Raw genomic sequence first — 12,639 nt, 5'->3', positions numbered from 1 at the left:
CCACCCACAAAAAATTTTTAATTATACCTCGACCACCTATATCTACACTCTAGACATCACACTCTTTCCCTACCCCCCGCTCTTCCGATCTCCCGCCGGGGGCGGCCTCGCGCTGCCCCCGCCCGCGGGGCCGCGCCCGCGGGGGCGCGGCACCGCACCGGCTACGGGGTGACCGTCACCGTCACCGAGGTGAACCCGAGCGAGGTCAGCAGGTTCTGCAGCATCTGCTTGGTGTTCGTCTCGGCGGTGGTGATCAGCCCGGTCTCCTTCGCCGCGGTCTGGATCTTGTCGACCGCCAGCAGCTCCACCTTGTGCTGGTCCTCGGCGGTGTCCGAGGAGAAGAAGTCGCCGATCCGGTCGAACAGCCCGCGCTGCTGGGAGACCACGTACGAGCGCTTCACGTCCAGTGCGGCGTCCGCGAGTTGGGCGTGCGGTATGACGATGGTGGCGCTGAGGCGGTCGGCGGAGACCTTCACCGAGTCCGGGCCGAGCTTGCCGAGGTCCACGTAGGAGTCGACGGTGCCGCCGCCGACGTACAGGGTGCGCGAGCCGAGCAGCGCCGACGGCAGGAACCGGGCCTCCTTGTCCAGGTCGATCACCACCTGGAAGTTGCCGGTCGCCGCGTTGTAACGGCTCATGTTCTGCACGGACTTGAGCAGCACCGGACCGCTCCGGTCGATGGTCTTCTCCTCGAACGGGTTGACCAGACCCGGCAGCCAGCCGAGCTTCCCGGCGCCCAGGAACAGCGCCGCGATCACCGCCAGCGTGATCGGCAGGGAAAGGTACCAGGGCACACGACGCAGCACAGCCGCTCCTCCTCGAGGGGCCGGGTCCTCCACCCGACCCTCGCGCGGCACCTTAGTCCCCGTCACTGACGGCCGTCGATCAGTTCGCCGTACGCCTGGAGGAGATCCGGCAGCCGGAGTGTGGCGAGATCGTCCCGGGTGGGGACGGAGAGCTGGCCGGAGAGGCGCAAGTCCCGGTAGGCGCAGGACTTCTCGTACAGGGTGCGGATGAACCGGCCGTTGCCGAGCTCGTCGATCCAGCCCTCGCCGACCACGTGGCCGCAGATCGAGGCCAGCTCCTCGGCCGCGTCGACGTCCCAGGCGTCGCCGTCGGCGAGCGCCAACTGCGCGCCGATGTCCGCGAGTTCGGCGGGACGGTAGGACGGGAAGTCGACCCGGGTGGTGAACCGCGAGTTCAGGCCCGGGTTGGCGGCCAGCAGCCGGTTCATCCCCTCCGGGTAGCCGGCCAGGATCACCACCAGCCGGTCCCGGTTGTCCTCGGCCCGCTTCAGCAGCACCTGCAGCGCCTCGTCGCCGTACGCGTCGCCCTTGCTGTAGCCGGAGTTGGCCAGCGAGTAGGCCTCGTCTATGAACAGCACCCCGTCCAGCGCCGAGTCGATCAGCTCGTTCGCCTTCACCGCGGTCTGGCCGAGGAACTCGCCCACCAGGTCGGCACGCTGAGCCTCCACCAGGTGGTCGCCGGAGAGCAGGCCGAGGGCGTGGAAGACCCGGCCGAGGATCCGCGCCACGGTGGTCTTGCCGGTCCCGGAGGGCCCGGAGAAGACGAAGTGCCGCTTCGGCGGCTGCACCGGCAGGCCGCGGTCGGCGCGCAGCCGCGCCATCCGCAACTGTGCGGACAGCGCCCGGACCTGACGCTTCACCGGGTCCAGGCCGACCATCGCCTCCAGTTCGGCCAGCGCCTGGTCCAGCTCCATCCGGGCGGCCGGCCGCGGGTTCGGCCCGGCGGGCGGAATTGCCGCCGCCGCGGGCCAGTTGCCCAACCGCTGGGGTAACTGCGGGGCCTCGGTGACCCGTTCGGCGAGCTGGCCGCCGCGCGGCTCCCCGGCCGGCTGGGCCCGCTCCGGCTCGCCGCCCTCCGGCTCGGCCGCCGCGAGCTGCTCCGGCTCGGCGAGGTCGAGCGGCTGGTAGTCGCCGCTCTCCAGCAGCCCGTCCTCGGTGGCGATGGCGGCGAGCCGCTGCGCGGTGTCCATGAACGACGGGTCGGCCCGGTGCACCGCCCGGTACAGCGGCAGCGCCGCCGCGCTGCGCCCGGCCCCCTCGTACGCCCGGCCCAGCCAGTAGCGCAGCTCCTTGCGCTGCGGCTGCTCGGACCGGCAGCGGGCCAGCGAGGCGGCCAGCGGGCGCTGCGCCTGCGCGCACATGTCGAGGCGGACCCGGGCCATCCCGGCGAACAGGCCGGCCTCGATGCCCAGCACCGGGTCGTCCAGCAGCCGGTCGGTGTCCCGGATCAGCTGCTCCCAGTCCTTCAGCAGGTAGGCGCGGCAGGCGTGCAGGAAGCGCACCGCGGGGTCCCGCTCGGGCGGCGGGCAGTCGGTGAGCGCCTGGTCGAGCTCGGCGAGGTGGCGGCCGTCCAGCCAGTGCGAGGCGTGCGCCAGGGCCAGGTCGTGCTCGGTCTCCAGCACCGGCTGCACCCACCAGCCCAGCCAGTACCAGGAGCTGAGCGGCCGCCGGTGCCGGTCGCGCTGCTCGCCGAACCGGTCGCGGTGCCGCTGCATCGCCAGCAGCGCGCCCGCGGTGTCGCTGCGCAGCGCGTGCAGGCCCAGCCAGGCGTCGGCCATGCCCGGGTCCAGCTGCACCGCGGCCCGGAACTCCTCCTCCGCGCGGGCGTACGAGCCGGCCGCGTAGGCGTCCATGGCGCGCGTCCAGGCGCGGTCGGCCTCCGGCTCGGGCCCCGCCTCGGCGGGCCCCTTGCCGCCGGAACTCTCCACCGTCACTGACGCCCCCCGCCAGACCTCGGGACGCATACGCGCCTGCGTGGCATGGTACCGGCGCAGCGGAGATCCGGAAGGGTGCCGCACCGTTCAAATGGCGAGAGACAGCCGGGTGTTGGCGCGGCGGAGGGTGCCGGAGAAGGGAGAACGGCGCCTCCGGCTCACGGGGGAACAAGCCGGAGACGCCGTGTCTGTGGTTGCGGAATCAACTAATCTCCGCGACACGCAGAACTTAGATCCTCACGACGTCGCAGGTCAAGGCGGGTTCTACCGGTTCACTCAGGGTGCTCCCGGCGATTCGGCCGGTGACCCCGTCGACCCGCAGCGCGGCGTACGGACGGCTCGGGTCGGCGGCGAAGTGCGCCCGCTCGGCGCGTACCCAGCCCGCCCAGAACTCGGCCAGTTCCGGCCCGTCCCGGCGCTCCCCGCGGGCCTGCGCGGCCGCCTGGTCCAGCTCCATCCACAGCAGCGCGGCCAGGTGCGGCCGGACCGCCCGGCGGCCCGCGCCCACGCCCTCCAGCAGCACCACCGGGGCCGGCGGCACCGCGCGGGTGTCCGCGAAGCGCCGCCGGGTCCAGTCGTAGACGCCGTGCCGGGCGGTCTCGCCGCGGGCCAGCGGGTCCAGCAGCTGGGCGCGCAGCCGCTCCACCCAGCCGAACGGCTCGGCGTGCGTGGCCAGGTCGTCCAGGTGCACCACGGGGGCGCCGCCCAGCTCGGCGGCCAGCCGTTCGGCGAAGGTGGTCTTCCCCGACCCGGCGTGCCCGTCCACCGCGACCAGTCGCACCGGCCCGAGCGAGGACGGCAGCGCGCGCAGCCCGGCGGCGAGCGCGGGCAGGTCGGGGAAGGCGTCGGGGGTGCTCATACCGGCCAGCCTACGGGTTGGCATGAACCGGTTCAGTAGAGCCGTGGGTGATCCCGGAGGGCACCGGCGGTGCGGCGCCCTCGCCGAGACGTCGGACTCAGGCCGCGCGGCGGTCGCGCTGCACGGGCAGGAACGCCCGCACCGCGCGGTGGGCCCCGGCGTGCGAGAACGGCTGGGTGCGCCAGTCCAGCGCGGTGGGCAGCGCCACCAGCGACTCGAAGCCGTCCTGCGCCTCGTGCTCCTCGCACTCGGGCAGGTCCGCGGTGGGCGCGCCGGTGCCCCGGCAGATGGCGGGGGAGAAGGGGTGCCACGCGGAGGGCAGCACCGCGTGCTGGGGGAGGCTCTCCTCGTCCCCGATCAGGGCGATCGGGCGGTCGCACTCCGGGCAGTGCACCCGGACGATGTCCCAGGTGTCGGCCGCGCCCGGGTCCGCCCCGAAGGCGGGCTCGGGCGCGCTGCGTTCGTCCTCGACGTCGGGACGCTGGTCGGTGGAAGGCATCGGATCCCCCTCGGATCGGGCCGGAGTCTCTCGTTAGTCCGGGCCACCACCAGCACTTCCCTGTGACGGGGGGTCATAACCCTGCACTCCGGCGCACGATGATGCATCGTCTGTGTCCTTGGCCACATTCCGTTGGCATGTGCCCCCCGAATGCGCCCCCCGTGAGCTGTCTGCACAGCCCCCGCCGCATCGAGTAGGTTGACGCCTTGTGGAGGAACTCGACCAGCGCATCGTCCAGCTGCTGCTGCAGGACGGACGGATGAGCTACACCGACCTGGGCAAGGCCACCGGCCTGTCCACCTCGGCCGTGCACCAGCGGGTGCGCAGGCTCGAGCAGCGCGGCGTGATCCGCGGCTACACCGCGATCGTCGACCCCGAAGCGGTCAACCTGGCGCTCACCGCGTTCATCTCGGTCAAGCCCTTCGACCCCAGCGCCCCCGACGACACCCCCGAGCGCCTGGAGGGCCTGCCCGAGATCGAGGCCTGCCACAGCGTCGCCGGCGACGAGAACTACATCCTCAAGGTCCGGGTCCCCGGCCCCGGCGACCTGGAGGACCTGCTGGCCCGGATCCGTACCGCCGCCGGCGTCTCCACCCGCACCACGGTCGTCCTCTCCACCCCGTACGAGGCGCGCCCCCCGAAGCTCTGACCCCGCTGTCCGGAGTGCGAGACTGGTCGCCATGACCGAACGCACCGTCCGGACCGTGCTGCTGCGCGGCGGAAACGTCTACAGCCCCGCCGACCCGTTCGCCACCGCCATGCTGGTCGAGGGCGAGCACATCGCCTGGGTGGGCAGCGACGGAGCCGCCGAGGCGTACGCCGACACCGCCGACGAGATCGTCGAGCTGGACGGCGCGCTGGTCACCCCCGCCTTCGTCGACGCCCACGTGCACGCCACCGCCACCGGCCTGGCGCTCACCGGCCTCGACCTCACCGGCACCCCCACGCTCGCCGAGGCCCTGCACCGGATCGGCCGGTTCACCGCCGACTACCCCGGCGGCGTGCTGATCGGCCACGGCTGGGACGAGACCCGCTGGCCCGAGCGCCGCGCCCCCTCGCTCGCCGAACTCGACGCCGCGGCCGGCGGCGCCGCGCTCTACCTCTCGCGCACCGACGTGCACTCCGCGCTCGCCACCACCGCGCTGCGCGCCCTGGTCCCGGCGCTGACCGCCGCGCCCGGCTTCGACGCCGACGGCCCGCTCACCCGCGACGCCCACCACGCCGTCCGCCGCGCCGCGCTGGCCCACCTCACCCCCGAGCAGCGCCGCACCGCGCAACTCGCCACCCTGCGGCGGGCCGCCGAACTCGGCATCGGCGCGCTGCACGAGTGCGCCGGCCCGGACATCTCCTCCGAGGACGACCTCACCGCCCTGCTCGACCTCGCCGCCCGGACCCCCGGCCCCGAGGTGTACGGCTACTGGGGCGAGCTCGGCGCCGTCGACACCGCCAAGCGGCTCGGCGCGGTCGGCGCCGGCGGCGACCTGTTCGCCGACGGCGCCCTCGGCTCGCACACCGCCTGCCTGCACGACGCGTACGCCGACGCCCCGCACACCGGCACCGCCTACCTGACGGCCGCTCAGATCGCCGACCACGTCACCGCCTGCACCGAGGCGGGCCTGCAGGCCGGGTTCCACGCCATCGGCGACGCCGCGATCACCGCGGTCCTCGAGGGCGTCCGGGAGGCCGGGACGCGGCTCGGCGCGGCCCGGGTGAAGGCCCTGCGGCACCGCGTCGAGCACGCCGAGGCGCTCTCCTACGAGACCGTCGCCGCGTTCGCCGAACTCGGCCTCACCGCCTCCGTCCAGCCCGCGTTCGACGCCGCGTGGGGCGGACCGTCCGGCATGTACGCCGAGCGGCTCGGCGCGGAGCGGGCCGCGGCGCTGAACCCGTTCGCGGCGATGCTGCGGGCCGGCATCCCGCTGGCCTTCGGCTCCGACGCCCCCGTCACCCCGCTCGACCCGTGGGGCACGGTGCGGGCCGCCGCCTTCCACCGCACCCCCGAGCACCGGATCTCGGTCCGCGCCGCCTTCACCGCCCACACCCGCGGCGGCTGGCGCGCCCTCGGCCACGACCAGGACGGCGTGCTGGTCCCCGGCGCCGTCGCCTCCTACGCGATCTGGGCCACCAGCGACCTGGTCGTCCAGGCCCCCGACACCCGCATCGCCGGCTGGTCCACCGACCCCCGCTCCGGCACCCCCGGCCTCCCCGACCTCACCCCCGGCGAGCCCCTCCCCACCTGTCTGTGCACGGTGGTCCGCGGCGAGACGGTGTACACGCGTCCCTAGGACGCACCACCCGGGGCCCTGCGGGGTGCGCGAGGGGCAGTCCCCCGTTTGGCTTATCCTCGGTGGACGTCGTCCGAGGTAGAGAGGTCGTGCGCAGGTGGCACTGCCCGTTTCGCAGGAGCGCCCGGGGGCCCGGGGGTGGTGGGTCCGGACGGGGCTCGCCGCGGGGAGCGGGCTGGCCATGGCGCTGGCGTTCCCGCCGTACGACCTGTGGCCGTTGTCGATCGTCGGGGTGGCGGGGCTCGCGCTGCTGACCCGGGGGCGGCGGGCCCGGCACGGGGCGTGGCTGGGCTTCGCGTTCGGGGTGCCGTTCTTCGTGGTGCTGCTGTCGTGGCTGCGGGTGATCGGCTGGGACGGCACGGTCGGCCTGTCGGTGATCGAGGCGGGCTTCGTGGCGCTGATGGGCGCCGGGCTGGCGCTGACCTCGAGGCTCAAGGGCTGGCCGCTGTGGGGCGCGATGCTCTGGGTGACCCAGGAGTGGGCGCGCGACCGGCTGCCGTTCGGCGGGTTCCCGTGGGGCCGGCTGGCGTTCGCCAACACGGCCAGCCCGTACACGCCGCTGGCGGCGCTCGGCGGCGCCCCGCTGGTGACCTTCGCGGTGGCCCTGACCGGCACCCTGCTCGCCTGGGCGGCGCTGCGCCTGCGTTCGGCTCGTAGGACGGCCACCGTGCCGCCGGTGCGCGCGGCGGCGTTCGGCTCGCTCGGCGCGGTCGCGCTGGTGCTGGTCGGCTACCTGGTGCCGGTGCCGACCGGGGCGGCCGACACCGTGAAGGTGTCGATCGTCCAGGGCAACGTGGACCGCCCCGGCATGGACTTCCTGGGCCGCCCGATGGAGGTGCTCAACAACCACGCCTCCGCCACCGAGCAGCTCGCCGCGGACATCGCGGCCGGCAAGGTCGCCAAGCCGGACGTGGTGATCTGGCCGGAGAACGCCTCCGACCTCGACCCGTTCACCGACCCCGCCGCGCGGGCCCGGATCGACGAGGCCGTGCAGTCGGTCGGCGTGCCGACCCTGGTCGGCGCGCTGGTGGACGGCCCCGACGCGCAGCACGTGCAGAACGAGGGCATCGTCTGGGACCCGGTGACCGGCCCCGGCGACTCGTACACCAAGCAGCACCCGGTGCCGTTCGGCGAGTACGTGCCGTTCCGCTCCGAGCTGTCCCAGGTGATCACCCGCCTGCAGCGGGTCGCCCGGGACTTCTACCCCGGCAAGGGCAGCGGCGTGATGCAGCTCGGCCCGGCCAGGATCGGCGACGTGATCTGCTTCGAGGTGGCGTACGACGAGATCGTCCGCGACACCGTCAACCAGGGCGGGCGGGTGCTGGTCGTGCAGACCAACAACGCCACCTACGCCAGGACCGGGCAGACCGAGCAGCAGCTGGCGATGTCCCGGCTGCGGGCGGTGGAGCACGGCCGCGCGGTGCTGATCGCGGCGACCAGCGGCGTCAGCGCGGTGATCACGCCGGACGGCTCGGTGGTGATGCGCAGTCAGGAGCTCGACCAGGAGGTGCTGAACGCGGTGGTCCCGCTGCGCGACGGCACCACGGTGGCCGACCGGGTGGGCGCGGTCCCGGAGTGGGTGCTGGCCCTCGGCGGGCTGCTGGCCTGCGGCGTCGCGGTGGCGGCCGGGGTACGGCGGCGCCGCGCGGTCGGAACACCGCAGGACGCCGACACGTTGTCCACGGTGGCGCCGTAGACGCGGCCGGAGACTCCGGCCGGTGCGGAAGAGCGGCACCGCGATGGAGTGGATTCGTACCGTGACCCAGCAAGCAACCCCGTCCCGTCCGGCGCGCCGCGGGCGGCTCGCCAGGATCATGCCGCTGCTGATCGCCGCCTGGGTGGTGCTGGAGATCTGGCTGGTCACGGTGGTGGCCGGCGCGATCGGCTGGTTCCTGACGCTGGTGCTGCTGCTCGCCGGGGTGTTCCTCGGCGGCGCGGTGATCAAGCGGGCCGGGGCGCGCGCCTTCCGCGCCGCGGTCGAGCAGTCCCGCGACCCGCAGTCCGCGCAGCCGCAGACCGGCACCAGCATGACGGTGCTGGGCGGCCTGCTGCTGATCCTGCCGGGCTTCCTGTCCGACCTGGTGGCGGTGACCTTCCTGCTGCCGCCGACCCGCGCGCTGTGGCGCACCCTCGGCCGCCGGGTCACCGGCGCCGCGCTGCGCTCCACCGCCCCGCTCGGCACCGACACCTTCGCCGACGCCGCGCGCCTGCAGGAGCAGCTGCGCATCCACCGCCCGGACGGCAAGGTCATCCAGGGCGAGGTCGTCGACCCGCCGACCGGCCCGCAGGGCCCGGACACCGCCTACCGCCCGCCGATCACCCCGTGAGTCTCGCCGCCTGAGACGTGGGAAAGGTCTGAGACGTGGGAAAGCCGAAGGGCCCCGGAATCCGGGGCCCTTCGGCAGTGGTGCGGTGTTCGCGCTTGCTGTGTTCGCGCTTCTCGGGGACCTGCTACGCGGACTTGCGCGAGTCGCGCGGGTGGACGGCGAGGTTCATGCCGCCCGAGCGGAGCACGGCCAGCCGTTCGGCCAGCACCTCCTCCAGCTCCTCGCGGGTCCGACGCTCCATCAGCATGTCCCAGTGGGTGCGGGTGGGCTTGGTCTTCTTCTCCTCCGGCTCCTCGCCGTCGAGGAGCATGGCCTCCTGGCCACAGAACCGGCACTCCCACACCGAGGGGATCTCCGCTTCCACGGAGAACGGGACCTCGAAGCGGTGTCCGTTCTGACATGCGTATTCGACGGTCTGGCGCGGCGCCAGATCAATACCGCGGTCGGTCTCGTAGCTCGTCGCCCCGAGTCGCGTGCCGCGGAGAGCTCGCTCGCTCATGAATCGTGCCTCCCGGGCTTCTTGCCCACAGGACTAGTGGTCGCTGTCTTCGTCGGTGGGTCCAACGTTCGGCCTTCGACGAAGATTCCCGTCCCGGGACATGCGTCGCCTGTCGTGCCGCCCCTGTTTGTACCCATGGTCGCCCGATTTGTCACATCTGAGCGGTGATATCACCCGGCGTGTCACATTTTGTACACACTCTGACCGGAACAGGGAAGCGACACGGCGGCACCTTTCCCGGGTTGCTTCACCACACCGGACGGGGCTGCCCCGGCGCGCCGTCCTTGGACAGCTCCACCGACAGGTCCACCCCGACCGGCTCGACCACCACCTCGGCCGGCACCGGGTCGGGCGCGGCCGCCTCGGTGCGGGTGTCGCGGTGCGGGAGCAGGGCGATCACCGCGTCGCGCAGCCGGGCGGGGGCCTCCTCGTCCAGCGGGTCGACGGTGACCGGGACCTGGACGCGGACCGGGGCGGCGGTGCCGATCCGGGCGTAGCCGCGGCCGGGCGGGGTCTGCGCGGCGGGCGCGATGTCCAGGGCCACGCCGAGTGCGGCGGAGCCGGAGTCGGCGGTCACCGGGCCGAGCACCACCCGGGCGCGGGTGCAGGTGCGCACGGTGGGAGAGATCCGGTCGCGGGCCTCCAGGTCGTCGACGAAGACCACCGTGACCCGCGCCGCCCGGCCATGGCGCAGCGGGACCTCCAGCAGCTCCTGCGGGTCGGTGCGGCCCTCGGCGTGGGCCAGTTCGGACAGCTCGGTCGGGTGGTCCAGCAGGATCCACAGCGGACGGGTGACGTCCTCCGGCGCGGCCACCCCGTGGTGGCGGGCCGCGTTCAGCGCGACCAGCCGGCGCTCGGTCTCCTGCGCCACCCACTCCAGCGCGGCCAGCGCCCCGTGCAGGCTGGTCTCCACGGTGTGCACGCCCGGGCGGTTGACCAGGCAGGCGTGCTCGCCGGTGCCCGCGCCGTCCACCACCACCAGGTCGCCGTGCGGCAGCGCCTGCAGCGCGATCGAGCGCAGCAGCGTGGAGGTGCCGAACCCGGCCGCGCCGAGCGCCAGCAGGTGCGGCTCGGCGGAACGCGGCCCGACCCGCCAGACCACCGGCGGCTGCTGCTCGGTGACCAGCCCGTCCTGGCTGATCGGAATGCTGCGGTGGCTGCCCGAGCCGTCGGTGAAGCCGAGGACGATCTCGCCCGGCGCGGTGACGAAGCGCTGCGCGACGATGTCGGCGGGCAGCGGTGCCAGCGCCGTCACCCGCAGCCGGTTGGACTCCTCGTCCCAGTCGAAGCGGTACTCCCGGGTGCGGCCCGCCTTGCCCTGCACCACCTGCTCGATCCGGGCCCGGGCGGCCGGCTCGGTGTCCGTGAAGTACGGCGGGTAGGCCAGCTCCAGCGCGGCGAGCTTGCCGTCCGCGTCGAACTCCCAGCTGCCGAACGCCTGCTTGTAGCTGCCGTCCAGGCTGTACATCGGGCAGACGTCGTCCAGCCCGCCGAGGTACGGGGTGAGCGCGGCGTACAGCGCGGTCAGCTTCACGTCCGCGACGTCCGGCTCGGGCGTGCGCGGCGCCCTGGGACTGCGGCCGACCCAGGCGGCGGAGGCGACCAGCGCGACGACCGCCAGCAGCGGGCCGTGCGGCAGCAGGAAGACGCCGACCAGCACGGCCACGGCGACCAGCAGCGTCGGGCCGCGCCGCTCCTTCGGGGTGGCCGCCCAGCGGGCCTTCGCCCAGTCGGCGTGGCGGCGCAGGCCGCGCCCGATCAGCGCGAGCGGGGCGAACATGTCGGCGGCGTGGTCGCCGGCGGTGCGGGCGAGGTCGCGGCCCCGGGTGAGGTGGCGGTTGAGGGGCATGGGGGGCTCCGAGGACGGGTGGGACGGGGGGACGGCCGGCCGGGGCCGGATGTGGCGAAAGGCCCGGGCGGTGGGATCCGCGCCCGGGCCGGGAAGAGCTGGGCCCGTCAGAACTTCAGGCCGCCGATCAGACTGGCCAGGCTCGCACCGCCCGCCTGGATGCTCGGCGCGATCGAGGAGCCCGCGACGTAGAACCCGAACAGCGCACACACCAGGGCGTGGGAGATCTTCAGCCCGTCCCGGCGGAAGAACAGGAAGGCGATGACGCCGAACAGAACGATGCCGGAGATGGAGAGAATCACGGGATGCTCCTCACGAGGGGCGGGGACAGTGTGACGGAAAGTCTCTTTATCGTGACAAGAAGTAACGGCTGATGCGGTGCGGCAAACGGGTGGATCTGTCCGGACCGACCGGATCGGCGGTATACGTCCAGCGGGCCGGACCCGGCGCACTCAGGCGTCCCCACGCCGGGCGCCACTCCTCCCGGCGTGCTCGGTTTTCGCTCGAACGGCCGTCTGGAACCACACTCGGGTGGCGTCCGATAGCGTTCTCGATTGGCACGACCACGACGCCGGAAGCCCCCGCGGGGCCCCGAACTGAGAGGCAGCACGCCATGACCGAGTCCACCCCGTCCACCGCAGGCCAGCCCGACGCCGAGGTGATCGCCCTGGCCGGCAAGCTGTTCGACGCCGCCCGCGCGGGCGACGCCCAGCTGCTCGCCGCCTACCTGGACGGCGGCGCCCCGGCCAACCTCTCCAACGAGGGCGGCGACTCCCTGCTGATGCTCGCCGCCTACAACCAGCAGGCCGCCGCGGTCTCCGTGCTGCTGGAGCGCGGCGCCGACCCCAACCGGGCCAACGACCGCGGCCAGACCCCGCTGGCCGGCGCCGTCTTCAAGGGCTCGGTGGAGATCGTCGACGCCCTGCTCGCGGCCGGCGCCGACCCGCACGGCGGCGTCCCGTCCGCCCTCGACGCGGCCCGGATGTTCGGCAAGCACGAGCTGATCGCCAAGCTCACCGCCCCCGCCGCGGGAGCCTGAACCCGGCTCGTACCCTAGGTACCCATGGAGATCCGCACCACCGGCTTCGGACACCCCGACGCCCAGCAACTCGCCGCCGAGGTCCAGCAGGAGTACGTCCGCCGCTACGGCGAGGGCGACCTGACCGTCATGGCCACCGACCACTTCGACCCGCCCGCCGGGCTGTTCGTGGTCGGCTACCTGGACGGCCGGCCGGTGGCCTGCGGCGGCTGGCGGGCCAAGGAGTCCGACGCCGACGGACTGCGCGCGGGCGACGCCGAGCTGAAGCGGATGTACGTGGTGCCCGCCGCCCGCGGCAAGGGCTACGCCCGCGCCGTGCTGCGCCACCTGGAGCGGACCGCGGTGAGCGCCGGCCGCACCCGCCTGGTGCTGGAGACCGGCGACCAGCAGCCCGAGGCGATCGCGCTGTACGACTCCGAGGGGTACCTGCCGATCCGGAAGTTCGGCTACTACAAGGACTACGAGAGCAGCGTCTGCATGGGCAAGGAGCTCGCCGACGTGCTGTAACTTTCGCTCCGCGCACGGCAGTCGCAGCGGCCGCG

Annotated in this window: 13 protein-coding genes; 6 read left to right on the top strand and 7 right to left on the bottom strand. The window is 73.7% G+C overall.

Annotation, left to right across the window (positions count from 1 at the left end; genetic code table 11):
• Nucleotides 1-161 precede the first annotated feature (161 nt).
• The 4 genes from AB0K51_RS31660 to AB0K51_RS31645 form a co-directional block, all read right to left on the bottom strand.
• A complete protein-coding gene (locus AB0K51_RS31660) occupies nt 162-806 on the bottom strand; it encodes a DUF4230 domain-containing protein (RefSeq protein WP_363461161.1) in 645 nt (214 codons plus the stop codon).
• A 62-nt stretch (nt 807-868) separates the two neighbouring features.
• On the bottom strand, nt 869-2,659 hold the full coding sequence (locus AB0K51_RS31655) for an AAA family ATPase (RefSeq protein WP_363461163.1): 1,791 nt from the start codon (nt 2,657-2,659) through the stop codon (nt 869-871).
• 310 nt (nt 2,660-2,969) lie between these two features.
• Nucleotides 2,970-3,599, bottom strand: coding sequence for an AAA family ATPase (locus AB0K51_RS31650; protein ID WP_363461159.1), 630 nt, complete (start codon nt 3,597-3,599; stop codon nt 2,970-2,972).
• Nucleotides 3,600-3,696: 97 nt separating this feature from the next.
• The gene (locus tag AB0K51_RS31645; protein WP_363461157.1) at nt 3,697-4,098 is read right to left on the bottom strand and encodes a hypothetical protein; all 402 of its coding nucleotides are present in this window, start codon (nt 4,096-4,098) and stop codon (nt 3,697-3,699) included.
• A gap of 208 nt (nt 4,099-4,306) precedes the next feature.
• Here AB0K51_RS31645 and AB0K51_RS31640 point away from each other — a divergent pair, with 208 nt between their 5' ends.
• The 4 genes from AB0K51_RS31640 to fxsA all read left to right on the top strand — a co-directional run bounded on the left by AB0K51_RS31640 (nt 4,307) and on the right by fxsA (nt 8,710).
• On the top strand, nt 4,307-4,747 hold the full coding sequence (locus AB0K51_RS31640; RefSeq protein ID WP_363461155.1) for an Lrp/AsnC family transcriptional regulator: 441 nt from the start codon (nt 4,307-4,309) through the stop codon (nt 4,745-4,747).
• Between the two features lie 31 nt (nt 4,748-4,778).
• Nucleotides 4,779-6,383, top strand: coding sequence for an amidohydrolase (locus tag AB0K51_RS31635; protein WP_363461153.1), 1,605 nt, complete (start codon nt 4,779-4,781; stop codon nt 6,381-6,383).
• A 97-nt stretch (nt 6,384-6,480) separates the two neighbouring features.
• Complete coding sequence (gene lnt, locus AB0K51_RS31630) at nt 6,481-8,079, top strand: apolipoprotein N-acyltransferase (RefSeq protein WP_363461151.1); 1,599 nt, start codon at nt 6,481-6,483, stop codon at nt 8,077-8,079.
• Between the two features lie 61 nt (nt 8,080-8,140).
• The gene (gene fxsA / locus AB0K51_RS31625; RefSeq protein ID WP_363461149.1) at nt 8,141-8,710 is read left to right on the top strand and encodes an FxsA family membrane protein; all 570 of its coding nucleotides are present in this window, start codon (nt 8,141-8,143) and stop codon (nt 8,708-8,710) included.
• A gap of 124 nt (nt 8,711-8,834) precedes the next feature.
• On the opposite strand, the gene AB0K51_RS31620 is transcribed toward fxsA, so the two are convergent.
• The 3 genes from AB0K51_RS31620 to AB0K51_RS31610 all read right to left on the bottom strand — a co-directional run bounded on the left by AB0K51_RS31620 (nt 8,835) and on the right by AB0K51_RS31610 (nt 11,360).
• Nucleotides 8,835-9,209: an RNA polymerase-binding protein RbpA gene (locus AB0K51_RS31620; RefSeq protein ID WP_100887323.1), complete on the bottom strand. Its 375-nt coding sequence runs from the start codon at nt 9,207-9,209 to the stop codon at nt 8,835-8,837.
• Nucleotides 9,210-9,456: 247 nt separating this feature from the next.
• Nucleotides 9,457-11,058 carry a hypothetical protein gene (locus AB0K51_RS31615; protein ID WP_363461147.1) on the bottom strand — a complete coding sequence of 534 codons (1,602 nt, stop codon included), beginning with the start codon at nt 11,056-11,058 and terminating at the stop codon, nt 9,457-9,459.
• 107 nt (nt 11,059-11,165) lie between these two features.
• A complete protein-coding gene (locus AB0K51_RS31610) occupies nt 11,166-11,360 on the bottom strand; it encodes a hypothetical protein (RefSeq protein ID WP_014134294.1) in 195 nt (64 codons plus the stop codon).
• 311 nt (nt 11,361-11,671) lie between these two features.
• Here AB0K51_RS31610 and AB0K51_RS31605 point away from each other — a divergent pair, with 311 nt between their 5' ends.
• Both AB0K51_RS31605 and AB0K51_RS31600 read left to right on the top strand, forming a co-directional pair.
• Nucleotides 11,672-12,097 carry an ankyrin repeat domain-containing protein gene (locus AB0K51_RS31605; protein WP_363461144.1) on the top strand — a complete coding sequence of 142 codons (426 nt, stop codon included), beginning with the start codon at nt 11,672-11,674 and terminating at the stop codon, nt 12,095-12,097.
• Between the two features lie 24 nt (nt 12,098-12,121).
• Nucleotides 12,122-12,604 carry a GNAT family N-acetyltransferase gene (locus AB0K51_RS31600; protein WP_363461142.1) on the top strand — a complete coding sequence of 161 codons (483 nt, stop codon included), beginning with the start codon at nt 12,122-12,124 and terminating at the stop codon, nt 12,602-12,604.
• Nucleotides 12,605-12,639: the final 35 nt, after the last annotated feature.

The organism is Kitasatospora sp. NPDC049285 (genome assembly GCF_040678815.1).
Lineage (GTDB): Bacteria > Actinomycetota > Actinomycetes > Streptomycetales > Streptomycetaceae > Kitasatospora.
This window is presented reverse-complemented; position numbering and strand designations above follow the sequence as displayed.